The 25499-nt window shown below is 66.6% G+C and carries 23 protein-coding genes and 2 tRNA genes (1 of these 25 only partly in view); 11 read left to right on the forward strand and 14 right to left on the reverse strand.

Features of this window, described 5'->3' with window-relative positions; translation table 11 throughout:
• Positions 1-21: 21 nt before the first annotated feature.
• Complete coding sequence (gene rpoB, locus GTH33_RS12005; RefSeq protein WP_163958602.1) at positions 22-4176, reverse strand: DNA-directed RNA polymerase subunit beta; 4155 nt, start codon at positions 4174-4176, stop codon at positions 22-24.
• Between the two features lie 380 nt (positions 4177-4556).
• Here rpoB and GTH33_RS18015 point away from each other — a divergent pair, with 380 nt between their 5' ends.
• Together GTH33_RS18015 and GTH33_RS18315 are read left to right on the forward strand one after the other, a co-directional pair.
• Positions 4557-5741: a hypothetical protein gene (locus GTH33_RS18015; RefSeq protein WP_208404063.1), complete on the forward strand. Its 1185-nt coding sequence runs from the start codon at positions 4557-4559 to the stop codon at positions 5739-5741.
• 141 nt (positions 5742-5882) lie between these two features.
• The gene (locus tag GTH33_RS18315) at positions 5883-6902 is read left to right on the forward strand and encodes a methyl-accepting chemotaxis protein (protein WP_338054380.1); all 1020 of its coding nucleotides are present in this window, start codon (positions 5883-5885) and stop codon (positions 6900-6902) included.
• 157 nt (positions 6903-7059) lie between these two features.
• On the opposite strand, the gene rplL is transcribed toward GTH33_RS18315, so the two are convergent.
• Together rplL and rplJ are read right to left on the reverse strand one after the other, a co-directional pair.
• Entirely contained in the window at positions 7060-7434 is a 375-nt protein-coding gene (gene rplL, locus GTH33_RS12020; RefSeq protein ID WP_163958604.1) for a 50S ribosomal protein L7/L12, read from the reverse strand.
• 77 nt (positions 7435-7511) lie between these two features.
• Positions 7512-8027 (reverse strand): 50S ribosomal protein L10, encoded by a 516-nt coding sequence (gene rplJ, locus GTH33_RS12025; protein WP_163958605.1) that lies wholly within the window; start codon positions 8025-8027, stop codon positions 7512-7514.
• A gap of 263 nt (positions 8028-8290) precedes the next feature.
• Here rplJ and GTH33_RS12030 point away from each other — a divergent pair, with 263 nt between their 5' ends.
• From GTH33_RS12030 to GTH33_RS12045, 4 genes are all read left to right on the forward strand, one after another.
• Entirely contained in the window at positions 8291-8491 is a 201-nt protein-coding gene (locus GTH33_RS12030; protein WP_163958606.1) for a hypothetical protein, read from the forward strand.
• Positions 8457-10931: a PhoX family protein gene (locus GTH33_RS12035; RefSeq protein WP_420853544.1), complete on the forward strand. Its 2475-nt coding sequence runs from the start codon at positions 8457-8459 to the stop codon at positions 10929-10931. Before GTH33_RS12030 ends, GTH33_RS12035 begins: the two co-directional genes overlap by 35 nt.
• A gap of 163 nt (positions 10932-11094) precedes the next feature.
• Positions 11095-11613 (forward strand): hypothetical protein, encoded by a 519-nt coding sequence (locus GTH33_RS12040; protein WP_208404064.1) that lies wholly within the window; start codon positions 11095-11097, stop codon positions 11611-11613.
• Positions 11614-11697: 84 nt separating this feature from the next.
• Entirely contained in the window at positions 11698-12543 is an 846-nt protein-coding gene (locus tag GTH33_RS12045) for an oxidoreductase (protein ID WP_163958607.1), read from the forward strand.
• Positions 12544-12648: 105 nt separating this feature from the next.
• Here GTH33_RS12045 and rplA read toward each other — a convergent pair whose 3' ends face one another.
• From rplA to dinB, 4 genes are all read right to left on the reverse strand, one after another.
• Positions 12649-13341: a 50S ribosomal protein L1 gene (gene rplA, locus GTH33_RS12050; RefSeq protein WP_163958608.1), complete on the reverse strand. Its 693-nt coding sequence runs from the start codon at positions 13339-13341 to the stop codon at positions 12649-12651.
• A 4-nt stretch (positions 13342-13345) separates the two neighbouring features.
• A complete protein-coding gene (gene rplK / locus GTH33_RS12055; RefSeq protein WP_017978227.1) occupies positions 13346-13777 on the reverse strand; it encodes a 50S ribosomal protein L11 in 432 nt (143 codons plus the stop codon).
• 183 nt (positions 13778-13960) lie between these two features.
• Positions 13961-15085 carry an SET domain-containing protein gene (locus GTH33_RS12060; protein WP_163958609.1) on the reverse strand — a complete coding sequence of 375 codons (1125 nt, stop codon included), beginning with the start codon at positions 15083-15085 and terminating at the stop codon, positions 13961-13963.
• Positions 15086-15374: 289 nt separating this feature from the next.
• On the reverse strand, positions 15375-16466 hold the full coding sequence (gene dinB, locus GTH33_RS12065; RefSeq protein ID WP_163958610.1) for a DNA polymerase IV: 1092 nt from the start codon (positions 16464-16466) through the stop codon (positions 15375-15377).
• A gap of 388 nt (positions 16467-16854) precedes the next feature.
• Here dinB and GTH33_RS12070 point away from each other — a divergent pair, with 388 nt between their 5' ends.
• Both GTH33_RS12070 and GTH33_RS12075 read left to right on the forward strand, forming a co-directional pair.
• Complete coding sequence (locus GTH33_RS12070; RefSeq protein WP_163958611.1) at positions 16855-16992, forward strand: hypothetical protein; 138 nt, start codon at positions 16855-16857, stop codon at positions 16990-16992.
• Positions 16958-17182, forward strand: a complete 225-nt coding sequence (locus tag GTH33_RS12075; RefSeq protein ID WP_163958612.1) for a hypothetical protein — start codon at positions 16958-16960, stop codon at positions 17180-17182. The genes GTH33_RS12070 and GTH33_RS12075 overlap by 35 nt, the downstream gene beginning before the upstream one ends.
• Positions 17183-17239: 57 nt before the next feature.
• On the opposite strand, the gene GTH33_RS12080 is transcribed toward GTH33_RS12075, so the two are convergent.
• The 3 genes from GTH33_RS12080 to GTH33_RS12090 all read right to left on the reverse strand — a co-directional run bounded on the left by GTH33_RS12080 (position 17240) and on the right by GTH33_RS12090 (position 17949).
• Positions 17240-17698 (reverse strand): hypothetical protein, encoded by a 459-nt coding sequence (locus GTH33_RS12080; RefSeq protein WP_249054877.1) that lies wholly within the window; start codon positions 17696-17698, stop codon positions 17240-17242.
• Between the two features lie 33 nt (positions 17699-17731).
• Positions 17732-17808, reverse strand: a tRNA-Arg gene (locus GTH33_RS12085).
• Positions 17809-17872: 64 nt separating this feature from the next.
• Positions 17873-17949, reverse strand: a tRNA-Pro gene (locus tag GTH33_RS12090).
• A 140-nt stretch (positions 17950-18089) separates the two neighbouring features.
• On the opposite strand from GTH33_RS12090, the gene pnuC reads away from it, so the two are divergent.
• From pnuC to lepA, 3 genes are read left to right on the forward strand one after another with little or no spacing between them, the layout of a single operon-like run.
• On the forward strand, positions 18090-18668 hold the full coding sequence (gene pnuC / locus GTH33_RS12095) for a nicotinamide riboside transporter PnuC (RefSeq protein WP_163958614.1): 579 nt from the start codon (positions 18090-18092) through the stop codon (positions 18666-18668).
• Positions 18665-19189: an AAA family ATPase gene (locus GTH33_RS12100; RefSeq protein ID WP_163958615.1), complete on the forward strand. Its 525-nt coding sequence runs from the start codon at positions 18665-18667 to the stop codon at positions 19187-19189. The genes pnuC and GTH33_RS12100 overlap by 4 nt, the downstream gene beginning before the upstream one ends.
• 56 nt (positions 19190-19245) lie before the next feature.
• Positions 19246-21069 carry a translation elongation factor 4 gene (gene lepA, locus GTH33_RS12105; protein ID WP_163958616.1) on the forward strand — a complete coding sequence of 608 codons (1824 nt, stop codon included), beginning with the start codon at positions 19246-19248 and terminating at the stop codon, positions 21067-21069.
• A 120-nt stretch (positions 21070-21189) separates the two neighbouring features.
• On the opposite strand, the gene GTH33_RS12110 is transcribed toward lepA, so the two are convergent.
• From GTH33_RS12110 to GTH33_RS12125, 4 genes are all read right to left on the reverse strand, one after another.
• Positions 21190-21648 carry a hypothetical protein gene (locus GTH33_RS12110; protein ID WP_243848317.1) on the reverse strand — a complete coding sequence of 153 codons (459 nt, stop codon included), beginning with the start codon at positions 21646-21648 and terminating at the stop codon, positions 21190-21192.
• Positions 21649-21792: 144 nt separating this feature from the next.
• On the reverse strand, positions 21793-22248 hold the full coding sequence (locus GTH33_RS12115; protein ID WP_163958617.1) for a YaiI/YqxD family protein: 456 nt from the start codon (positions 22246-22248) through the stop codon (positions 21793-21795).
• Positions 22249-22260: 12 nt separating this feature from the next.
• Positions 22261-24015 (reverse strand): DEAD/DEAH box helicase, encoded by a 1755-nt coding sequence (locus GTH33_RS12120; protein WP_163958618.1) that lies wholly within the window; start codon positions 24013-24015, stop codon positions 22261-22263.
• Between the two features lie 364 nt (positions 24016-24379).
• On the reverse strand, positions 24380-25499 hold the 3' portion of the coding sequence (locus tag GTH33_RS12125) for a BaiN/RdsA family NAD(P)/FAD-dependent oxidoreductase (RefSeq protein WP_163958619.1). Its footprint extends 59 nt past the window's final position; only the last 1120 of its 1179 coding nucleotides appear in the window; its start codon lies off the right edge, out of view; it ends in the stop codon at positions 24380-24382.

The raw sequence follows: 25499 nt of genomic DNA on the forward strand, positions 1-25499 counted from the left end.
CGGGAGAGGGAGAAGAAGAGCTTACTCCGCCGCGATCGCGATGCCGCCCTCGTCGTCCACGTCCTGCATGGTCTTGAGGTCGACGTTAAGGCCGAGGCTGCGCATTTCCTTGACGAGCACGTTGAAGCTCTCGGGGATGCCGGCCTCGAACGTGTCGTCGCCCTTGACGATCGCCTCGTAGACCTTGGTGCGGCCGACGACGTCGTCGGACTTCACCGTCAGCATCTCCTGCAACGTGTAGGCGGCGCCGTAGGCCTGGAGCGCCCAGACCTCCATCTCGCCGAAGCGCTGGCCGCCGAACTGCGCCTTGCCGCCCAGCGGCTGCTGGGTGACGAGGCTGTACGGCCCGATCGAACGCGCGTGGATCTTGTCGTCCACCAGATGGTGCAGCTTCAGCATGTAGATGATGCCCACCGTCACCTTGCGATCGAACTTGTCGCCCGTACGCCCGTCGAACAGCTCCGACTGGCCTGACGTGTCGAGACCCGCCAGTTCCAGCATCGCCGACACGTCGCTTTCGCGCGCGCCGTCGAACACCGGGGTGCCCATCGGAATACCGGTGCGGATATTGTGCACCAGTTCGACGATCTCCTCGGGTTCGCGGCTCTGGATGTCTTCGGCGTAATGATCGCCATAGACTTCCACGAGGCGCGACTTGACCGCGTCGGGCATTTCGCCCGCCTTGGCATCCGGGTTCGCCTCGCGCCAGTCTTCCAGCGCGCTCGCGACCTGCATGCCGAGGTTACGGGCAGCCCAGCCAAGGTGCGTTTCGAAGATCTGGCCGACGTTCATGCGGCTCGGCACGCCCAGCGGGTTGAGCACGAGGTCGACCGGCGTCCCGTCGGCGAGGAACGGCATGTCCTCCGCCGGCAGGATGCGGCTGATGACGCCCTTGTTGCCGTGACGGCCGGCCATCTTGTCGCCCGGCTGCAGCTTGCGCTTCACCGCGACGAAGACCTTGACCATCTTGAGCACGCCCGGCGGCAGCTCGTCGCCCCGCTCCAGCTTCTCGCGGCGATCATGGAACTTGTCCGTGATCCGCTTGGCGGCCTCGTCATACTGCTGCTTGACGGCTTCGAGATCGGCCTGGACCTTGTCGTCGGCAACCGCGAACTTCCACCATTCGTGGCGGTCGACGCTGTCGAGCAGGTCCATGTCGATCGCCGAGCCCTTCTTCAGGCCCTTCGGCACCGCCGTGGCGACCTGGTCGAGCAGCATCTCGCGCAGACGCGACCACGTTGCACGGTTGAGGATGGTGCGCTCGTCGTCCGAGTCCTTCTTCAGCCGCTCGATCTCCTCGCGCTCGATCGCCATCGCGCGCTCGTCCTTGTCGATGCCGTGGCGATTGAAGACGCGAACGTCGACGATCGTGCCGGCAACGCCCGGCGGCAGCCGCAGCGAGGTGTCGCGCACGTCCGACGCCTTTTCACCGAAGATGGCGCGGAGCAGCTTTTCCTCAGGCGTCATCGGGCTTTCGCCCTTCGGCGTGATCTTGCCGACCAGGATGTCGCCCGGCTCCACCTCGGCGCCGACATAGACGATGCCCGCCTCGTCGAGGTTGCGCAGTGCTTCCTCGCCGACGTTGGGGATGTCGCGCGTGATGTCCTCCGGCCCGAGCTTCGTGTCGCGGGCCATTACCTCGAACTCGTCGATGTGGATCGACGTGAACACGTCGTCCTTCACGATCCGCTCGCTGATGAGGATCGAATCCTCATAGTTGTAGCCGTTCCAGGGCATGAACGCGACGAGCGCGTTGCGGCCCAGCGCCAGCTCGCCGAACTCGGTCGAGGGGCCGTCGGCGATGACGTCGCCGGCGTTGACCACATCGCCCACCTTCACCAGCGGACGCTGGTTGATGCAGGTCGATTGGTTCGAACGCTGGAACTTCATCAGCGTGTAGATGTCGACGCCCGACTTGGTCGAATCGACCTCGCCGGTGGCGCGGATTACGATGCGGCTGGCATCGACCTGATCGACGATACCGGCGCGCTTCGCCCCGATCGCAGCGCCCGAATCGCGCGCCACGGTCTCTTCCATGCCGGTACCGACGAACGGCGCTTCCGCCTTCACCAGCGGCACGGCCTGACGCTGCATGTTCGAACCCATCAGCGCGCGGTTGGCGTCATCGTTCTCCAGGAACGGGATGAGCGATGCGGCGACCGACACCAGCTGCTTGGGGCTGACGTCCATCAAAGTGATGTTGTCGGGCAGCGCCATCAGGAATTCGCCCGCCTGACGCGACGACACCAGCTCCTCGGCGAAGCCGCCATCGGCGTTCAATTCGGCGGAGGCCTGCGCGATCGTGTGCTTGGCCTCTTCCATCGCCGACAGATACACGACGTCGTCGGTGACCTTGTGGTCGACGACCTTGCGATACGGCGTCTCGATGAAGCCGTATTTGTTCACCCGGCTGAACGACGCGAGGCTGTTGATCAGGCCGATGTTCGGGCCTTCCGGCGTCTCGATCGGGCAGATGCGGCCGTAATGGGTCGGGTGGACGTCGCGTACCTCGAAGCCCGCGCGTTCACGCGTCAGGCCGCCCGGCCCGAGTGCCGAGACGCGACGCTTGTGCGTCACTTCCGACAGCGGATTGGTCTGGTCCATGAACTGCGACAGCTGCGACGAGCCGAAGAACTCACGCACCGCAGCGACCGCCGGCTTGGCGTTGATCAGGTCGTTCGGCATGACTGTCGACACGTCGACAGACGACATGCGCTCCTTCACGGCGCGCTCCATGCGAAGCAGGCCGACGCGATACTGGTTCTCGAGCAGCTCGCCGACCGACCGCACGCGGCGGTTGCCGAGGTTGTCGATGTCGTCGATCTCGCCCTTGCCGTCCTTCAGGCCGACCAGCGTCTTCACCACGGCAAGGATATCCTCGGTGCGCAGCGTCGTCACCGTATCCTCGGCATCGAGGTCGAGGCGCATGTTCAGCTTGACGCGACCGACGGCCGACAGGTCGTACCGGTCGGGATCGAAGAACAGGCCGGCGAACAGCGCTTCGGCCGTCTCCAGCGTCGGCGGCTCGCCGGGGCGCATGACGCGATAGATGTCGGACAGGGCCTGCTCGCGCTCCTCGGCCTTGTCGACCTTCAGCGTGTTGCGGATCCACGCGCCGGTCGAGACATGGTCGATGTCGAGCAGCTCGATCGTGTCGATGCCCGCCTTGTCCAGCGCTTCGAGGTTCTCGGCGCCGATCTCGTCGCCCGCCTCGACGTAGATCTCGCCCGTCGTCTCGTTGATGAGGTCATAGGCCGAATAGCGACCGAAGATTTCCTCGGTCGGGATCAGCAGCTGCGACAGGCCGTCCTTGGCCGCCTTGTTCGCGGCGCGCGGCGAAATCTTCTGCTGCGCGGCGAACACGACCTCGCCCGATGAGGCATCGACGATGTCGAACAGGGGCTTCACGCCACGCCAGTTCTCCGGCGCGAACGGGATGATCCAGCCGCCCTGGCCGCGGACATAGGTCACGCGGTTGTAGAATTCGTTGAGGATGTCCTCGCTGGTCATGCCGAGCGCATAGAGCAGCGCCGTCACCGGCAGCTTGCGCTTGCGGTCGATCCGGACGTTGACGATATCCTTGGCGTCGAACTCGAAATCGAGCCAGCTGCCGCGATACGGAATGACGCGCGCGGCGAACAGATACTTGCCCGACGCATGGGTCTTGCCACGATCGTGGTCGAACAGCACGCCCGGCGAGCGGTGCATCTGCGACACGATGACGCGCTCGGTACCGTTGATGAAGAAGGTGCCGTTCTGGGTCATGAGCGGCATGTCGCCCATGTAGACGTCCTGCTCCTTGATATCGATGACCGACTTGGCCTCCGTATCGGGATCGACCTCGAACGCGGTCAGGCGCAGCGTGACGCGCATCGGCGCTGCATAGGTGATGCCGCGCTGACGGCATTCCTCGACGTCGAACTTCGGCGGTTCGAGGACGTAATCGTCGAAGTCGAGATAGGCGGTGCCGGCGAAATCCTGGATCGGAAACACGCTGCGCAGCGTCTTCTCGAGGCCCGACACGTGGCCGGTGCTCTTGTCCGAGCGCAGGAACTGCTCGTAGCTTTCGCGCTGAACCTCGATCAGGTTCGGCATCTGGATGACTTCGTGGATGTCCCCGAAGATCTTGCGGATGCGCCGCTTTGCGGTGCTGCCCTGGATCGCCTTGGTGGCCATGATCGTTATGCCCTCAGTCGTGGCCTGCCCGTGGGAACGGGCGTCGGCCGGAATATCGTGTCCGGAAACCTCCGGACGGGACGCGAGGAGCGACGCAAAAAAGCCGATCGCATCGCAGTGCGTCGGCCTTCAGCGTCTATGAAACCATGAACTTCCTATTCGTACGATGCGCTGCGCGACGGCGCACCGTGTCCCGAAAGAACTGGTGAGAGGCGGATATAGGATCATGGTTGGGTCCTGTCAAAGGGGCAGGGGCCAGCAGCCGTCCAACATCGCACATCGCCCCGTCGAATGCGCGGGGCGCTTCATCGCAGCATGGCTGGCGGGCTTGCGCGGACGGGTCAGGAGCGCGCAAAGGCTTTCGGGTGAGAACAGGGTACATGCATATTTCGCGGCGCGTGCGGACCGGCACGATCGCCATGTTGCTGGCGGGAACGGCGGCCGGCGTATCGGCACAGACGGCGGGCAGCACCCCGCCCCAGACGATCCCGGGCCTCGACAATTTCAACCTGCCGCCATCGCGGCCGACGCCGACCCCAGCGCCGACGTCCGAGCCCGTCCCGACGCAGACGCCTGCCGTGACCCCCGTGCCGGCTCCGGTCGCGACGCGCACGCCCCGTGTCGTCCCGACGCCCGCGGCAAGGGCCACACCCCGCGCGGAGACCACACCGACGCCGGGTCCCCGTGCGACCCCCAATCCCACGCCGACACCCACTGCCGCACCCACCCCGGCTCCCGCCGCCACTCCCAGCCCGGCGCCCGTCGTTCCAACGGCGCCGGCGGTCGAGCCCACGCCCGCCGCGACGCCGACGACGCCCGCCGCCGTTACCGGCGACAGCGCTGCAACGCAGGACGGCTGGAGCGGATGGGCGATCGGCGCGGGGCTCGCGCTGCTTGCCGGCCTGGCGATCGCGTGGTGGTATCGACGCGCCCGGACCGGTCGATCGGTCACCGGATCGGAAGCGCCGAACGTAACGCGGCCAAGCCAGACGCCGCAGCCCGTCACGCCGCCGCCCCCGCCTTCGCCCGCGCCTGCGCCAGCCGAACCGATCCCGTTCGCCGCCGACCGCGCGCGCCTTTCCGTGACGCTGCACCCGCGCCGCGCGGGGCTCAACCTGTTGAGCGCGACAGTCGAGGGCGAGTTGCTGGTGCGCAACGACGGGGCCGCAGCCGCAACCGGTATCCGCATCGGTGCCACGCTGATCGGCGCCACCGCCGGGCCGGAGGGTGACGTCGCCGCTCTGTTCGCGCAGCCCGTCGTCCGCCCGATCACACCGCCGTTCGCGCTCGGGCCGGGCGAAGAACGCCGGGTGCGCCTCGTCGTCGCCCTGCCACGGGCGGACATCCGGTCGCTGGCCGCGGGCGGTCGCGCGATGTTCGTGCCGGTCGTCGCCGTCAACGCGCTGTATCAGGCAGGGCGCGGCGAAGGACAGGCGGCGCAGGCCTTTGCGGTGGGGGTCGAACGCGTCGACAGTGCCAAGCTTGCGCCGTTATGGCTCGATCAGCCGCCGCGGATGTACGACGGGCTCGGTATCCGACCCTATGTCGTGGCGATCGCCCGCTGATCGGCTGATGGTGCGTGCGCCTGCTACGTAAACCAGTCATTCATCCATTAATATTATGTCCTATATGGTCATAAAGGGAGCGGGATGTACCGGAACGAACAGAGCGGGGCCGTATGGCAGGCGATATGCCGCTCGGCAGCCGTGATCGAATTCGATCGCGCCGGACATGTCGTATGGGCGAACCCGTTCTTCTGTACCTTGTTCGGCTATCGGCTGGACGAACTCGTCGGCCAGCATCATCGCATGTTCTGTTCGCCCGCCGACTGCGCGTCGCCTAGCTACGAAGCGTTCTGGCGCGATCTGGCGAACGGCCGCTTTGCAGCGGGTGAATTCAAACGCTTCGGGCGTAATCGGCGCGAAGTGCGTTTGCAGGCGACGTACAATCCGATCCTTGGCGATGCCGGTGAGGTGCTGGGCGTAGTCAAGATCGCATCCGACGTATCGGCCATCCGTCAGCAGGACGCCGACCGGGCAGCGCGCATCGCCGCGCTCGACCGCAGCCATTCCGTCATAGAATTCGCGCTCGATGGCACCATTCTGGCGGCAAACGACAATTTCCTCGGCCTGATGGGCTATCGCGCCGACGAGGTCGTCGGCCACCACCACCGGATGTTCTGCGAGCCCGACCATGTCCGTTCGCAAGCCTATGACGATTTCTGGACGAAGCTGAGCGCAGGCCGATTCGACAGCGGCCTCTACCACCGGATCGATGCCGCGGGTCGCGATGTGTGGTTGCAGGCGACCTATAATCCGGTGCTCGACGCCAATGGCCGCCCGGTCAAGATCGTCAAGGTCGCGAGCGACGTGACCGATCGCGTGCGGCTGGAACGCGAAGTGGCCGACCGTCTGCAGGAAGGTCAGAACCTGCAACAGGCGCTGGAAAGCCAGGCGAGCGCGATGCAGGAGACGATGGAGCATCTCGGCGTGATCGTCGCCACGATCGGTAATATCGCGGCGCAGACCAAGATGCTGGCGCTCAATGCGACGATCGAAGCGGCGCGGGCGGGGGAGGCCGGTCGCGGTTTCGCCGTCGTCGCCGCCGAGGTGAAGAAGCTAGCCGGCGATACCCGCCGCGCCACCGAACGTGCCGCGGAGATGATGAAACGGCGTGCCGATCCGGATCAGGCATGCGACCGGAGCGGCGGGCAGGGCTTCTGGTAGGTTCGTCGTGCCGAACGGGCTGTCGGCGCGGGGCGCAGTGGATGCGGGGGGCACATCGCTGCCGCGATAACGCAAAAAGGGCGGCATCCCTTGCGGAGGCCGCCCTTTTCGTCGGTCGCGCACCGGGGCTTGCCTCAGCGAGCCCCGGTACGGCGGATTACTTCAGCTCGACGGTCGCGCCGGCTGCTTCCAGCTGCGCCTTGACCTTGGCGGCCTCGTCCTTGTTCACGCCTTCCTTGACGGCCTTCGGCGCGCCCTCGACGAGAGCCTTCGCTTCGGTCAGGCCCAGGCCGGTGATCGCGCGGACTTCCTTGATGACGTTGATCTTCTTGCCACCGTCGCCGGTCAGGATGACGTCGAATTCGGTCTGCTCTTCAGCGGCCGGAGCGGCTGCGCCGCCGCCAGCTGCCGGTGCTGCGACCGCTGCTGCGGCCGAAACGCCCCACTTCTCTTCGAGCATCTTCGAGAGCTCAGCGGCTTCGAGGACGGTCAGTTCGCTCAGGCTCTCAACGAGCGCGTTCAGGTCTGCCATGATACTTCCTTCATATGTCGGGGCTCATCGCCCCAAAGTGTCAGTTGAAAATTCGCTTAACCAAAAGCGCCTGAAGTTCAGGCGGCTTCCTTCTCGGCATACGCCGACAGCACGCGCGCGATCTGCGCCGCGGGAGCCTGGGTGATGGTCGCGAGCTTCGTTGCCGGAGCAACCAGAAGGCCGACGATCTTCGCCCGGAGTTCATCCAGCGAGGGCAGGGTGGCGAGCGCAGCCACGCCAGCAACATCGAGAGGGGTCGCACCCATCGCTCCGCCCACGATTTCGAACTTGTCGTTCGTCTTCGCGAATTCGACCGCAACCTTGGCTGCGGCGACCGGATCGATCGAGGTGGCGAGGCCGACGGGACCCGTGAGCATGTCGCCCACCGAACCGTAATCGGTGCCATCCAGTGCGATCTTGGCAAGCTTGTTCTTCGAGACCTTATAGGTCGCGCCAGCATCACGCATCGCGTTGCGCAGTCGGGTGGACTGGGCAACCGTCATTCCGTTGTTGCGGGTAACGACTACCACGCCGACTTCGGAAAAGGTGCGATTCAACTCGGCAACGGCCGCGGCCTTTTGAGCACGATCCATGCCATTCTCCACGTTTTGAGATGATCGCTAACGATCACCCCGGTTACAAACCGGAGGGGAAAACCCCGCCGGGGTTGTCCATCGATGGGGAAGGCACCCGTGAAGGGCGGCGGACCGGAACGCCGCAAGGGCATGCCGATCGTAAATTCCTGTCCCCGTCTCGGCAGGACATTAAGCTGCGGCATATTCCGCGGCACCTGCTGTCTCGGACGGATGCGCGGCGGGCGAACCCGTCGGCAAGGCCGCGCTCATAGCGCAATGCGATGGCGAGTCAACCGATCCTCCCCGGGCGGGGCGGAATGGCAGCGGCGTCTCCGATCCGTCATATCCGTTTCATCATCCCGTCATCGCTGCGCAACCCGTTTGCCGCTTTCCACCGGCAAAGCGGCCTGGCGAGCGGCATGCTGCCGCAAATTCGGGGGAAAATTCATGACGATGCTGAACCAGCCGACGATCGGCTATGACGATGGCGACATCGATACCAATCTTACCGCCAATCCGCACATCGCCGATCTGATCGCGTCGCGCTATTCGCGACGCCAGACGCTGCGTGGCGGCCTGTCGGCGATGACCGCGGCGGTGTTCGGCAGTACGATGCTGACCGCCTGCGACAAGGACGACGATCGTCGCGGCACCACCGTCACCGCCGGCTCGGCGATCACGACCTCGGTCGGCAAGACGGTGACGCTCAGCGGCAGCGTCACCAGCGGCAATGCGTCGGCATCGGGGTGGACGCAGACCAGTGGCCCGATCGTGACGCTCGCCAATGGCGCGACGGCCACCGCCAGCTTCACCGCCCCTGCCGTCACCGCATCGACGGTGCTTGGCTTCCAGTTCAGCAGCACGTCGAGTGACGGCATCAAATCGGTTGCCGACACGACCGTCACCGTCGCACCCGCGACGCTCGACTTCACTGCCGTGCCGAAAAGCCTGGCCGACATCGTCGCGGTGCCTTCGGGCTATCAGGTTACCGTGCTGTACCGTCTGGGCGATCCGATCAACGCCAGCGTCGGCGCCTATGCCAATGACGGCACCGACGCGACCTTTTCGGCGCGTGCCGGCGATCACCACGACGGCATGAGCTTCTTCGGCCTCGCCGCGACCGGGACCACGCCCGATGCGAACAGCAGCACGCGCGGCGTGCTGGTGCTCAACCACGAGAACATCACCCAGAACTATCTCCACCCGAACGGCCCGACGAGCGTCGCCGGCGCCCGGCCGACGGCGGAGGTTCTGAAGGAGATGGAATGCCACGGCGTCAGCGTGATCGAGATCGCGCGCGGCACCAGCGGCTGGGCCTATGCGCCGACCAGCAGCCTCAACCGCCGGATCACGCCGTTCACGCCGACCAGCTTCTCCGGGCCGGTCGCGGGCAGCGGGCTGCTCTTCACCGCCTTCTCGCCGACGGGTCGCGCCGGTCGCGGCACCATCAACAATTGCGCCAACGGCACGATGCCATGGATGACCTACCTCACCAACGAAGAGAATTGGGCGGGCTATTTCCGCCGCGACACGGGCGACAACGCGCGCCGCACGGCTGCGGTCAGCGCCAAATCCTCCGTCGCCTTCGCCCGCTACGGCCTCAGCGAGCGCGGCGGCAACTATAACTGGACGACGGCGGCCGCACCGGCGGCGGGCGATACCCGCATCGCCAAGTTCAACGCGACGATCGACCCGACGCTGCCCGCGAACGGCACCGGCGATTTTCGCAACGAGCCCAACCAATATGGCTGGGTGGTCGAGATCGATCCGTTCGACCCCGCCTCGACCCCGCGCAAGCGCACCGCGCTCGGCCGCATGAACCATGAAGGCTGTGTGGTCGGTCGCACGGTCGCCGGTATCAAGCCCGCCTTCTACATGGGCGACGACGCGCAGAACGAATATCTCTACAAGTTCGTCTCCGCCACGCCCTGGGCTGCGGCGGATGCGACGACGACCAATCGTCTCGCGATCGGCGACAAGTATCTCGACAGCGGCACGCTCTATGTCGCGAAGCTGGCCGCCGATGGCAGCGGACAGTGGCTGCCGCTGGTCTTCGGCCAGGGACCGCTGACCGCCGCCAATGCCGCTTATGCCTTCGCCGATCAGGCCGACGTGCTGACCCACGCCCGCCTCGCCGGCGACGCGCTGGGCGCGACGCGGATGGATCGTCCCGAATGGACCGCAGTCAACCCGGTCAATGGCGAGATGTATCTGACGCTGACCAACAATTCGTCGCGCACGGTGGCCACCACCGACGCCGCGAACCCGCGCGCCTATACCGATCCCAAGACGACCGGCGGTTCGACCAGCGGCAACCCCAACGGCCACGTCATCCGCCTGCGCGAGAGCGGCGATACCAGCGAGGCCCTGGCCTTTACCTGGGATATCTACGCCTTCGGTGCCGGCAGCGATCTCAATCCGGCGAACATCAACCTGTCGAACCTCGATGCGACCAACGACTTCTCGTCGCCCGATGGCCTGTGGTTCGCCCGGCCGAGCAACGTCGCGGGGCAGGGGACGCCGTTGATGTGGATCGAAACCGACGATGGCGCCTATACCGACGTCACCAACTGCATGCTGCTGGCGGCGATTCCCGGTAGCGTCGGCGACGGCGGCACGCGGACGATCACCAACAGCCTGAACGGCGCCACCGCCAGCCAGACGACGCGGATCGGCAAGGCGCCCGGCACCAACCTGAAGCGCTTCCTGGTCGGGCCGAAGGAATGCGAGATCACCGGCATCGATTCGACGCCGGATGGCCGGGCGATCTTCGTCAACATCCAGCACCCCGGCGAGAACGGCAATCCCGCCGCCATCACCAGCAACTGGCCGCAGAGCCAGGCGACCGGCACCGGCACCGGCCGTCCGCGATCCGCGACGATCGTCATCACCAAGACCGATGGCGGCATCATCGGTCTGTAACGCCCCGACGACGTGCCGGAGGGGCCCCACCCTCCGGCAAGGTTCGTTTCGGTCGGCATGCTTACCGCCCGTTAAGCTCTTCGCCATAGTCTGGCGCCATGGCCCGCATGATGCCTTCGACCGACCGGTGTCGGGTCGCCCGGTTCCGGTGGGGATCGCTGCGGTGAAGCAGCGGGAGGCACGTCGCAAGGTCCTGGTCCGCGCCCGCATGCGCCACGGCGCGGATTGGGGCGACGTACTGATCCACAACATGTCCTCGCGCGGCCTGCTCGCCACCGCCGATGTACCTTGCCCGCGCGGGACGGTGATCGAGATCCGCCGTATCCATCACGTCATCGTCGGCCGCGTCGTCTGGCAGAAGGGCGCCTATTTCGGCGTCCGCACCCAGGACCGGATCGACATCGACGGTATCGTGGCGGCCAGGCCGCCGCTCCACAAGCCGGGCCACGACGGTGACGATCGCCGCGTCGCCGCCCGATCCGCCGCATCCATCGCCGACCGTGAAGCGGCCAGCCGGCGTGTGTCCCGCATCGTCCAGTTCGCGGTGATGATCGTCATCGTCACCACCGCCGCGGTGCTGCTGGCCAGCGAAGTCGGCGGTATCCTGTCGCGGCCGTTCGATATCGTCGGCGGCTATCTCGACGGCAGCGCCATCCGCGCCGCCGATGAGCCGCCGCGCTGATCGCCGTCGCCGGGGAACCGGGCGGGTGGCTGCCGCATTGCTGCGGCGACACCTTCCTTCCCGTATCACCAAAGGCGATGGTCCATGACGCTTGCTTCCGATCCCGTGTGGTTCATCACCGGCTGTTCGACCGGGTTCGGGCGCGACCTCGCGCGGCTGGTACTGGATCGCGGCTGGCGGGTGGTGGCGACCGCGCGCGATGCGGCCCGTGTCGCCGATCTGGTCGCGGGGCATGAGGATCGCGCCCTGGCACTCTCGCTGGACGTCACCGATGCCCCCGGCATCGTCCAAGCGGTGGCCGCGGCAGAGGATCGTTTCGGCCGCATCGACGTGCTCGTCAACAACGCCGGCTATGGCTATCAGGCGAGCGTCGAGGAAGGGCAGGACGATGCGATACGCGCCCAATTCGACACGAACGTCTTCGGCCTGTTCGCACTGACCCGTGCCGTCCTGCCGGTCATGCGGACACGCCGGCAGGGACATATCGTCAACTTCACCTCGGTCGCCGGCCTCGTCGGTTTTCCGGGTTCCGGTTATTATGCCGCGTCGAAACATGCGGTGGAGGGCTGGTCGGACAGCCTCGCCGCCGAAGTCGGCCCGCTCGGCGTCGCGGTGACCTGTGTCGAACCGGGGCCGTTCCGCACCGACTGGGCGGGCCGGTCGCTGCAGCAGACGCCGGTCACCATCGTCGATTACGCCGACACGGCGGGCGCGCGCATGGACAGCACCAAGGGGTATAGCGGCGAACAGCCCGGCGATCCGGTCCGCGCCGGTGAAGCGATCATCGCCGCGGCCGAAATGACCGATCCGCCGCGCCATCTGGTGCTCGGCAAGTTCGGCTACGACGCGGTCACCGCCAGGCTGAAGGAGCGGCTGTCGTCGATCGAGAGCCTGCGCGATCAGGCGATCGGCGCCGATTTCCCCGCCTGACGCCAACCCGTCGCATCTCCGCGGCGATCCGACCGTACGCCGGCGGCACATATGAAAAGGGCCGGGATCGCTCCCGGCCCTTTCACTATCCGAAGACCGGAACGCTTACGCGCCAGCCACCTCGGCAGTGTCGACGCGGATACCCGGACCCATCGTCGAGCTGACGGCGACCTTACGGACATACTTGCCCTTGGCGCCCGACGGCTTGGCCTTCACGACCGCATCGACCAGCGCGTCGAAGTTGCGACGCAGGTCTTCCTGCGTGAACGACGCCTTGCCGATGCCCGAATGGATGATGCCGGCCTTCTCGACGCGATACTCGACCTGGCCGCCCTTGGCGGCCTTGACCGCTTCGGCAACGTTCATCGTCACGGTGCCGAGCTTCGGGTTCGGCATCAGGCCCTTGGGGCCCAGCACCTTGCCGAGGCGACCGACGACGCCCATCATGTCCGGGGTCGCGATGCAGCGATCGAAGTCGATGGTGCCGCCCTGGATGGTTTCCATCAGGTCCTCGGCGCCGACGACGTCCGCACCGGCTGCCAGTGCTTCCTCGGCCTTGGGTCCGCGGGCGAACACGCCGACGCGGACGGTCTTGCCGGTGCCGGCGGGCAGCGTCACGACGCCGCGGACCATCTGGTCGGCGTGGCGCGGATCGACGCCCAGGTTCAGCGCGACCTCGATGGTCTCGTCGAACTTGGCGGTGGCGTTCTGCTTGGCGATGGCAATCGCCTGGTCGACGCCGTGCAGCGTCTCGGGGTTGATCGCGTTCGACTTACGCTTCTTGGTCTGCTTGGCCATTGTATCAGCCCTCCGTCACTTCGAGGCCCATCGCGCGGGCGGAGCCTTCGATGATCTTGGTCGCAGCCTCGATGTCGTTGGCGTTCAGGTCCTTCATCTTGGTCTGGGCGATCTCGGCGAGCTTGCTGCGCGCGATCTTGCCGGCGACGACCTTACCCGGCTCCTTCGAACCCGACTTCAGGCCGGCGGCCTTCTTGATGAGGAACGATGCCGGCGGCGTCTTGATCTCGAACGAGAACGAGCGGTCGGCATAGACGGTGATCTTGGTGGGCAGGGGCGTGCCCTTGTCCATGTCGGTCGTCTGCGCGTTGAACGCCTTGCAGAATTCCATGATGTTCACGCCGCGCTGACCCAGCGCCGGGCCGATCGGCGGGGCGGGCTTCGCGTCGCCTGCAGGAACCTGCAGGTTGATATAACCTGTGATCTTTTTTGCCATGTCACTCTCGTTTCAAGTTTAGCGGTCCAGTCGGGCGCCAGGGCGCCCTCCCGCAAGCATCCAGCCATGAGCGTGGAAGCGGCGGCCGTTAGCGGAAACCGGAGCGGGACGCAATGGTGGACAGGGCGTATGCGCGAAGGGGACGGCATCTTCGTCCGCATCGCCGCCCGCAGCCGCGTATCGTCACGCCGCGCGAACCGCCACCTCATCCAGATAGGGCGCGACCACGTCCAGCGTGCGATACCGTGCCTGTGCCTCCGCGGGCAGCAGGGCGAAGGCGCGCACCACCCCGCGGCATTCGGCGCTGCCGCAGGCGCAGACCATCGACCAGTCGCGATCGGCCAGCGTTGTCGAATAGTCCCACGCGATCTCCTCGCCGGGCGCGATCCCGCGCAGCGCCGTCAGGAACACGCCGCCGTCCGTGAAGCGCAGCCCGGCATTGGGCGAACAGCTGTGGTTGATGAGATCGTCGATCCGGCCCGACGGCCCCATATAGCGATCGCGTGCGATCTGGAGGAAGCGGTCCGCCGCCCCGCTCAGGCCGCGTGGCAGTCGCGATGCGGGCACCGTCCGCCCCGAAAAGCGCACGATCGTCTCGCCCTCCGCGAAATTCCGTGCGGCGAACACCGCCTTGCCCAGATGCGTCTCGCCCACGGCGAACGGATTGGCCGGCAGATAGGCGTCGAGCACGCGCAACCCGCCCTCGCGCCGTCCGAACGATCGCAACGGGTTGATCGTCGCCAGCCCGACCATGAACCACACGCTGGCGTGGCACAGCAACTCGACCAGCACATAGGCATATTCGCCGACGCCCGATCCCGAACTTCGCGTCGCGACGATCAGCGTGGCAAGGTCGCCCAGCGTCCACAGCCCCCAGGCCGGCGAGCGTTCGCGTGCGCGATCCTCCCATACGCTCGCCCAGGTCGGCCAGAAGCCCAGCGGCACCGCCGCGACGACCAGCATATGCGCCCAGAACGTCTCCTTCAGCAGCAGCCACAGGATGATCGCGACGAAACTTGCCGCCATGCAGGCCGTCTCGGTGGGGGAGGGGGCGGTCCAGCGCGACCGTCGCCACATCGCCAGCGTCACCACGATGCAGGCGATCGCCGACGTTGCGAACACCAGCCCCTGCGGCTCGCCCGGATTGACCGCGAGATACGTCGCCGCCTCGACCCCCGTCGCGACCGCCCAGATGAGCCATGAGGCCCGGCTCGGCTCGACCAAGTGGCGCCGCAGTCCGGCCAGATAGATGCCATAGCCCGCCAGGCTCAGCGCCATCGCCGCAATGAACCACGCTTCGCCCGTCATGTCCCCGCCCGTTTGGTAAACGAGGCGTAAACGACAATCGTTAACGCGTCGAGGGGCGGGGATGACGGCGAGCTGTCCGTCGCGATTCCGTCCCGGGGCAACCGGCGAGCCTGGTTGGACCAAGGTAGTGACAGAGCGCCGCCCTCGATCACAAATCCGTCCCCCGGCGAAGTTCGGGGTCGAGTTGGGCAACCACGCCAAAAAAGCGCTACGCATAGTAACGACTACCTTTTTCGATTGCGCCCCCGTCCTCGGCCACGAAACCCTTCCCGCAACACACCCCAGCCACTTACAACGGCAGGCTGGGCTGCACCTCGTCGACATCGGCATCCTCGCCGACGATCCCCGACAGCGTCAGCCCCAGCAGCCGCACGCCATCCGGCACCGGCAGCTGCGCATCGAGCAGCTCGTCGCCAATCTTCAGGAACGCCGCCTCGTCGGCGATCGGCACGCCGAACGATCGCGCCCGCGTGATGGTGCGGAAATCGGCATGGCGCAGCTTCAGCGTCACCGTCCGTCCCCGCGTGCCGGACCGGTCGATCCGCACCCACGCCGCCTCCGCCACGCGGGCAAGCGCCGCGTGCAGGTCCGCGCGATCGAACAGGTTGGTTTCGAACGTCCGTTCCGCACCGACCGATTTCGACTGGCGATGCGATCGCACCGGGCGGTGATCCTCGCCGCGTGCCGCCCGATACAGGTAATCGGCATAGGATCCGAAATGCGCCTGCAGGAACGCCAGCGGCCGGTCGCGCAGGTCCGCGCCCGACAGGATGCCGAGCGACTCCATCTTTTTCGCGGTCACCGGCCCGACGCCATGAAAGCGCTTGACCGGCAGCGATGCGACGAACGCCGCGCCCTTGTGCGGCGGGATCACGCAGATGCCGTCGGGCTTGTTCTGGTCGGACGCCAGCTTGGCGATGAATTTGTTGTAGCTGACGCCGGCCGATGCGGTGAGTCCGGTGTCGGCGCGGATGCGCGCGCGAATGTCCTCGGCGATCGCCTTGGCCGATCCCAGTCCGCGAATATCGGTGGTGACGTCCAGATACGCCTCGTCCAGCGACAGCGGCTCGATCAGGTCGGTATAGTCGGCGAAGATCGCCCGGATCTGCCGCGACACCCCGCTATACACGTCGAACCGCGGCCGGACAAAGACGAGGTCGGGGCAACGCCGGATCGCGGTGACCGACGGCATCGCGCTGCGCACACCGAACGCGCGCGCCTCGTAACTCGCCGCCGCCACGACCCCGCGCGCACGCGATCCACCGACGGCGACCGGCTTGCCGCGCAAGGTCGGGTCGTCGCGCTGTTCGACCGACGCATAGAAGGCATCCATGTCGACATGGATCACCTTTCGCTGCGGCGGGGCTTCGTCATCGGCCATGTCCCCGTTTCGTTCCGATCGCATTCCAGATCAAGACTTTAGCCGGGCGGATGCGCTCAGCCGCAATCACGCGCGCGTGACGGCCACGATGCGCGTTGGGGGGAAGGCCTGAATGAACATCATTTGCGATCGTGGAACATGGCAGGTTGAAGGATCGACCACGGCCGGGTCGCGACCCCGGCACCGGGCACACGCGGCGGCTCAGCTCCCCGCAATCCACCGGTCGCGGGGCGTCGCGGCGGAGATCACGCCTTCCCGACCCGACGGCTTTTACGATTGCATGGCACGCAATCGCGCAAAGTCACATTGCAATTGCCGCATGCTCCCAGGGGCAACATATGCCGCACCGATGCTGCATTGCAGCAATCCTTCCCCAGGAGCCGTTCCCATGTTCAGCCTGATCGCCGCCATCATCTCTTATCGCCGTCAGGCCGCCATGTCGGTGCTTGGCGCTGCCCCGATCCAGCCGGCGCGTACGATCGCCAACGACCGTGCCGAAGCTCGCCGGTTCGCCCGCGCCGCCTGATCGATTGTCGTCGGTCGCCGGCAGGGGCGGGCTGCGGCGGAGCCTGCTCCTCGTCTTTGCGGGGGCGGGCATGATGGATGCGGGTATCTGCAAGATACCGAAACGACAGCGGATTACGGGGCTGCTGTCCTACACCCTTGCCGAGTGCTACAGAGCCGCCGCTCTCGCCGATTTGTGGATCATCGCCTGATCGCAAACGATCGCCCTCGATCGTTTCGTCACAAGTGCCCCACTTGTTCATCTTGTCTCACTCTTCGTCCGCGTCCGCATCCGCCAGCGCCGCCGTCACCTCGGCCTCGGTAATCCCGAACGCGCCGGCCAGCCCGGCGGTCGACGCACCGCGCTTGGCCAGTTCGCGCATCCGGCCGACATCGACGATGGTCGTATAGCTGCGGGTGTCGCGCTGCTCGCGCACCACGTCCTTGCGTCCCGACCCACGGCGGCGCTGCGCGGCGGCGGCATGGGGATCGCCCTCTGCCTTGCGCTCTTCCTCCACCCGGCGGGCGACGCGCGCCTCCTCTCGCGAACGGATGTCCGCCTCGCGCTCGACCGCGCGCGTTTCCAGCCGCTGCGTCATCGCCGCGGCGCGATCGCGGCTGCGCTCTTCGCGCGCACGGGCGCGCTCGGCGGCACGCTGGTCGGTGCTGTCGTTGGTCCTGACGCGAAACGACGGCGTCGACGGGGCAGTGCCCCAGCTCTTGTCCACCAAAGCTGCGGCTCCGGATGATGATCTTGAAAATGGTGCGCCCGGAACGATTCGAACGTCCGACCCTCAGATTCGTAGTCTGATGCTCTATCCAGCTGAGCTACGGGCGCTAGGGGAGCGGTTCGGGCACCGCTCCTGATGTACCAGGCAATCCACCGCGGAACGCGGCGGAAATGGTCGGGAAGAGAGGATTCGAACCTCCGGCCCCTGCCTCCCGAAGACAGTGCTCTACCAGGCTGAGCTACTCCCCGACGGAGTTCGATATCAGCCCCGTGAAGGGCCGAACCGTGCTTGGAGGCGCGCCTATAGCCACGCCCGAAACGGGATGCAAGCGCCGGAATGACGGGCTTGCGAAAACCGTCGTGGCGGCCTTAGGCAGGCGGCCGTGGATATGGCACCAGCCTTCGTCGAACCGCTTGCCGCCGCGCTGGTCGTGGTCAATGTCGCGCTCGTCGCCCGGCGAAACGTGTGGAACTATCCGGTCGCGCTCGCCGCCGTCGCCCTCTACGCCTGGGTCTTCGCCGGCGCCCGCCTCTACAGCGACACATTGCTGCAGGCGTTCTTCTTCGCCGCCAACCTGTACGGGTGGAGCAATTGGGCACGCAGCCGGGCGCACGCGGGCGAAGTCGTCGTCGAACGGCTCGCCCCCGCCGCCCGGCTGGCATGGGCCCTCGGCGGCATCGCGGTCTGCATGCTTTGGGGGACGATGATGCATCGCTACACCGACGCGTCCTACCCGTGGTGGGATGCGGCGATCGCCATCGCCTCGATCGCGGCGCAACTGCTTCAGGCGCGGCGGGCGATCGAAAGCTGGTGGGTGTGGATCACCGTCGATATCGCCAGCATCCCGCTCTACGCGGCCAAGGGGCTGTGGTTCACCTGCGCCCTGTACGGCGTCCTGCTGGCGCTGTCGGTCGGTGGCCTGCTCGGCTGGACACGGGCGCGACTGCGGACCGAGGCCATGGCGTGACGCCGCTCTCCATCTGCCTGCATGGCCCGGAAAGCACGGGCAAGTCAACGCTGGCCCCGCGCCTCGCCCAGCATTTCGGCGGGGTGCCCTGCGTCGCGGAGTTCGGCCGCGCCTATTGCGAGGCGTTCGGCACCGACCTGACGATGGCCGACCTGGTCGAGATCGGGAAGGGGCACGACGCCAAGGTCCGCGGTGCGCTCGCCGAACGGCATTATCCCGTCATCCTCGATACCGATCCGCTGATGACCGCGGTGTGGGCGGACATGCTGTTCGGTCGCCGCGACCCCTGGTTCGCCACCTGGACCGCCACCGCCGACATCTATCTGCTGTTCGACGTCGACCTCCCCTGGGTCGAGGATGGCACCCGGATGTTCGGCTCCGAACGGGAGCGGCGCCGCTTCTTCGACCTCAGCAAGGCGATCCTTGATGAACGCGATCTGCCCTGGGCGCTCGTCACCGGGGCAGGGGAGGTGCGCTACCTCAACGCCCTGAGCGCGATCGAGCGGCTGAGCCGTACGTGATACGACCGGCGCGTCCCCCTTTGTGAAGCTGCCGACACCCTGCTAGGGGCGCTGCCATGACGACCCCGCTTTCGCAGATCCGCAACTTTTCGATCATCGCCCACATCGACCACGGCAAGTCGACCCTCGCCGACCGCCTGATCCAGCGGACCGGCGGCCTGACCGACCGCGAGATGTCGAGCCAGGTGCTCGACAACATGGATATCGAGAAGGAACGCGGCATCACGATCAAGGCGCAGACGGTGCGCCTGTCGTATCCGGCTAAGGACGGCGTCACCTACACGCTCAACCTGATGGACACGCCGGGCCACGTCGACTTCGCCTATGAGGTGTCGCGCAGCCTGGCGGCGTGCGAGGGCGCGCTGCTGGTCGTCGACGCGGCGCAGGGTGTCGAGGCGCAGACGCTCGCCAACGTCTACCAGTCGATCGAGCACGATCACGAGATCGTGCCGGTCATCAACAAGATCGACTTGCCCGCCGCCGAACCCGAGATGGTGCGAAAGGAAATCGAGGACGTCATCGGCATCGATGCGTCCGGCGCGGTGCTGGCATCCGCCAAGTCGGGCATCGGCATCGACGAGATCCTCGAGGCGATCGTCACCCGTATCCCTGCGCCGAAGGGCGATGATACCGCGCCGCTGAAGGCGATGCTGGTCGACAGCTGGTACGATCCGTATCTCGGCGTCGTCATCCTCGTCCGCGTGATGGAGGGCGTGCTCAAGAAGGGGCAGCAGGTTACCTTCATGCAGGCGGGCACCACGCACCTGGTCGACCGTGTCGGTTGTTTCCGGCCCAAGATCGAACAGCTCACGGACCTTGGGCCGGGCGAGATTGGCTTCATCACCGCGCAGATCAAGGACGTCGCGCAGGCCCGCGTCGGCGACACGCTGACCGACGCGCGCAAGCCCGCCGCCGAGGCGCTGCCGGGCTTCAAGGAAGTCCAGCCGGTCGTGTTCTGCGGCCTGTTCCCGATCGACGCCAACGATTTCGAAAAGCTGCGCGAATCGATCAGCAAGCTACGCCTCAACGACGCCAGCTTCAGCTTCGAGATGGAGACCTCGGCGGCACTCGGCTTCGGCTTCCGCTGCGGTTTCCTCGGCCTGTTGCATCTCGAGATCATCCAGGAACGGCTGACCCGCGAATACGACCTCGACCTCATCACCACCGCGCCGTCGGTGGTGTACCAGATCGAACTGACGCATCCCGATCCGGCCGGCATCACCCAGATCGACCTCCACAATCCCGCCGACATGCCCGATCCCAACAAGATCGCGACGATCAGCGAACCGTGGATCAACGCGACGATCTACGTTCCCGACGAATATCTCGGCTCGATCCTGAAGCTGTGCCAGGACCGCCGCGGCATCCAGCAGAACCTGACCTATGTCGGCGGGCGCGCGCAGGCGACGTACGAGCTGCCACTCAACGAGGTGGTGTTCGATTTCTACGATCGGCTGAAATCGCTGTCGAAGGGTTATGCGAGCTTCGACTATACCCAGATCGGCTATCGCGAGGGTGACCTCGTCAAGATGAGCATCCTCGTCAACGAGGAGCCGGTCGACGCATTGAGCATGATCGTCCACCGCGGTACCGCGGAAACGCGCGGCCGCGGGATGGTCGAACGGCTGAAGGAACTGATCCCGCGCCACCTGTTCAAGATCCCGATCCAGGCGGCGATCGGCGGCAAGGTGATCGCGCGTGAGACGATCAGCGCGATGCGCAAGGACGTGACGGCCAAATGCTATGGCGGCGACGCCAGCCGCAAGCGCAAGCTGCTCGACAAGCAGAAAAAGGGCAAGGCGAAGATGCGCGAATACGGTAGCGTCAGCATTCCCCAGGAAGCCTTCATCGCGGCTCTGCGGATGGGCGACGAGGGATAATCTGGTATAGAGGCACGTCGCGTCCAGATTGAGACGTCAAACCGATCGGACAAGTATGGCACTTGCTCGATCGGTGTCCTGACAGCGGTAGTACGCGGTAGAGGCGCCGGCCCGCGGCTCTTACATATAGTCTTGCGGGTTCGGCGTCGGCCGCTTGCACGCGCGGGTCCTGCCGCGGCTGCAAGCATCGACCTGCGCGCGCCAGTCGGCCATCGCCATTGCATAGGCGCGTTCGCGATCGGCCTGGAGCGCGGCATCGGCGGCGATGATATGCCGGCGCTTGCGCATCGCGGTGCGATAGCGCGCGACGTCGGCGGCGTAGCGCGCCTCGTTCGCGCTGTTCACCGCTGCGACGGCACCGCCCTGAAGCCGCGCCTGTGCAGCAATCTCACGATTGGCGGCAGCGACATCGGGCGCCGTTTCGGCGGCGATCGCGTTACTGCGCGGATTGCTGCTGTCCTGGCCGGGATCGTGGGGCAGGGGCCTGTTCGGCTGTGCGACGGGACGGGCGCTCTGCGCCTGAGCGACGACCGGTACGGTGACGATCAGTGCGGCACCGAGCAGACAAAGACGGATCATCGGCGAGACTCCTTTGCTGGAATGATCGCGACAATCGGCAAGGGGTGGGGCTGGTTCCGGCGCCAAAACCGGATGACACTTTCGACATCCGGCCGCCATCCGGTCGTCAGCCGTTTCAGGGTGAGATTGACCTCGTCCGTCCCGTCAGCGCTGTAACCTCGCAAGCGCCGTGTCGAGTGCCTGCAGGAAGCGGCTGCGATCCGCTGCGGCAAACGGCTTCGGGCCACCAAGCTGATCCCCGCCCGCGCGCAAGTCCGCCATGATCGCCCGCGTCGCGATGGCGCCCCCGATCGAGGCGGTCGTAAACGGTTTCCCCGTGGGGCTGAGCACCGTCGCGCCGGCCTTCAGCGCGCGATCTGCCAGCAGGATGTCGGCGGTCACGACCACGGCGTCCGTATCGGCAGCCTCGGCGATCCAGTCGTCCGCGGCATCGAAGCCGTCGCTTACCACCACGCGTGTGACGAGCGGGTGAACCGGCACGCGGAAGTGGCTGTTGCTAACGATCGTCACCGGCACCTCGCGGCGCCAAGCGACCTTGTAAATCTCTTCCTTGACGGGACAGGCATCCGCATCGACCAGGATACGGACGCCTGTCCTCATCAGCGGGGACTCCTAGCCACGGGGGCCCTTGCGATAGGGCTTCGCCTGATGGCGCGCCGGCGCGCCGCCGGATGCCGGCCGCGGCCGACCGGTGCCGCCCCCGGCGCCGGTGCGGGGCGTGCGGGGACCGCGATCCTCGCTGCCGCGCTCTTGCCGCGGATTGCCGGTGAACGGGATGATCTGCAGGCTGCCCTCGTCGTTCTCCGGATTCGCCGTGCGCTGCACGCTGGCAAGCACGCGGTCGGCGACGGCGCGCGGCACCTCGAAGATCGTGTCGTTCGGATTGATGCGGATCGCGCCGATCTCGGCCTTGGTGATGTGACCCCGACGGCAGATCAGCGGCAACAGCCAGCGCGGATCGGCGTTCTGGCGACGGCCGATGTCCATCTGGAACCAGACGGTATCGTCGAAGCCGGGGCGGTGGCCTTGCGTGCGATCGGTCTGATTGGCGCTCGGCGCGGAGGAGTCGAGCAGGTCTTCGGCCTGCGGCATCGAGGCGCGATGCGCATGGACGAGCGCGGCGGCGATATCCTCGCCCGATTTTTCCGCCATCAACCGCGTCGCCAGTTCGCGATCCTCGTCGTCGAACTCGATCGGGGCAAGCAGCGTCGCGATAAGGCGCTCGCGATCCTGCTTGCGAATATCGTCGGCCGAGGGGGCAGGGATCCAGTCGCAGGCGATCTTGGCCTGGCGTAGCATCATGTCGACGCGACGGCGGCGCGGATAGGGGACGATGAGGACCGCGGTCCCCTTCTTGCCGGCGCGACCGGTGCGCCCCGAACGATGCTGCAACGTCTCGGCATCGCGCGGCATCTCGACGTGGACGACGAGGCTGAGCGAGGGAAGGTCGATGCCGCGCGCGGCGACGTCGGTCGCGACGCAGACGCGGGCGCGGCGGTCGCGCAGGGCCTGGAGCGCCGAGTTGCGCTCGCTCTGGCTGTGTTCGCCCGACAGCGCGACCGCCGCGAAGCCACGCTCGACCAGGCTGGCGTGCAGATGGCGGACATTGTCGCGGGTGGCGCAGAACAGCATCGCCGTCTCCGCCTCATGGAAGCGGAGCAGGTTGATGACGGCATGCTCGATATCGGCCGGTGCGACGGTGACCGCCTGATAGGCGATGTCGCCATGGCCGCGGTCTTCACCGACCGTCGAGATGCGCAGCGCATCGCGCTGGTAGCGCTTGGCGAGCGCGACGATCGGCCGCGGCATCGTGGCCGAGAACATCAGCGTGCGGCGTTCGGTCGGCGAGGCGTCGAGGATACCCTCTAGGTCCTCGCGGAAGCCCATGTCGAGCATCTCGTCCGCCTCGTCCAGCACCGCGACGCGCAGCGCCGACAGGTCGAGCGCGCCGCGCTCCAGATGGTCGCGAAGACGCCCCGGCGTGCCGACGACGATATGCGCGCCGTGGCTGAGCGAGCGGCGCTCCTTGCTAGCGTCCATGCCGCCGACACACGTAGCGATGCGGGCATGCGCACCCTTGTACAGCCACATCAGCTCGCGGCTGACCTGCAAGGCGAGTTCGCGGGTAGGAGCGATGATGAGAGCGAGCGGCAGGCCAGGCGGGGGCAGGGTGCCGTCCGCCATCAGCTCGCCGGCCATGGCGAGGCCGAAGGCGACGGTCTTGCCTGAACCGGTCTGGGCGGACACGACAAGGTCGCGGCCCGCCGCCTCGGGTTCGATCACCGATGCCTGGACGGTGGTGGGCGCTTCATAGCCGCGAGCGACGAGCGCTTCGGCGAGAAGCGGGGGCAGGGAGGAAAAGGGCATGGGAAAACCTAAATACGAGCGGCGCCCCACAGCCGAGGCGATGAGCCGGGCGGGAACGCAGCAGGGACAACAGAGTCGCGATGGAATCGCGGGCCAGGTGCGGGCGGCAATACGGACGCAATGTAGCGCTTGTACCCGCGCATCATGGCCGTGACCGTGACCCCAGAGACCCTGCGCCGCCTAATCCGCGAAGCCGAGGCCGAGCGAGGCCGCGTACAAGCCCCTACTCTCAAACGTGCGTTTGCGCAACTCGCGGCCGGTTACAGCGTGCAGCTACAGCGGATTACCGGCGCACAACTGCCTGAAAGCCCCGGCATTGCCGACTGGCCACGGCTGCCCGGGGAACGACCGATCGGGAGTGTCGCTATAAGGTCTGTGCCGCCGCCCAGCCGCTCGCCCACGCCCATTGAAAGTTGTAGCCGCCCAGCCAGCCGGTGACATCGACGGCCTCGCCGATTGCATGCAGGCCGGGTACCCGCCGCGCCTCCAGCGTCTGCGATGACAGGTCGGCGGTGCTGATCCCGCCCGCGGTGACCTCTGCCTTGGCATAGCCTTCGCTGCCATTCGGGGTGAAACGCCACGCCGAGAGTTGTAGGGCCGCCTCCGCCAGCTTGCGATCGGGCGTGTTGGCCAGTTCCGTGGTCAGCGCGAGCCGTTCGCTCAGCGCCTCGGCCAGTCGATCGGGTAGCGTCGCGGCCAACGCTCGGCGCAGCGTGGTACGCGGTTGCGCCCGCTTGGTCCGTACCAGCCAGTCGGCGTCGGTATCGGGTGTGAAGTCGATCGCGATCGGTTCGCGTGGCCGCCAGTAGCTCGATATCTGCAGGATCGCCGGGCCGGACAGGCCGCGGTGCGTGAACAGCGCGGCCTCGCGGAACCGCGACTTGCCCGCGCTGGCCACCACCTCTGCCGCAACTCCGGACAGCGTGCGGAACAATGCTTCCTCGCCACCCAGGGTCAGCGGCACGAGCGCCGGGCGCGGCTCGACCACCTTCAGCCCGAAACGGCGCGCGAGATCGTAGGCGAAACCGGTCGCGCCCATCTTGGGGATCGACGGCCCGCCCGTCGCGATGACAAGCCGTGGGGCAGTGGCGATGCGACCGGGCAGGGCGACGGTAAAGCGATTGCCGTCATGCCCGACCTCGCCGATGGGCGACGACAGTGCCAGTTCGACCCGCCCGAGCTCGCATTCGCCCAGCAGCATCGCGACGATCTGCCGCGCCGATCCGTCGCAGAACAGCTGCCCCAGCGTCTTTTCGTGCCAGCGGATGCCGTGGCGCTCGACCATCCCGATAAAATCGGCGGCGGTGTAGCGCCCGAGCGCCGACTTGGCGAAATGCGGATTGGCAGACAGATAGCGATCGGGCGCGGTATGGATGTTGGTGAAATTGCAACGTCCCCCACCGGAAATGACGATCTTTTTGCCCGCCTCGTCGGCATGATCGACCAGCAGGACCCGCCGGCCACGCTGACCGGCGATCGCGGCA

Source organism: Sphingomonas insulae, from assembly GCF_010450875.1.
Lineage (GTDB): Bacteria > Pseudomonadota > Alphaproteobacteria > Sphingomonadales > Sphingomonadaceae > Sphingomonas > Sphingomonas insulae.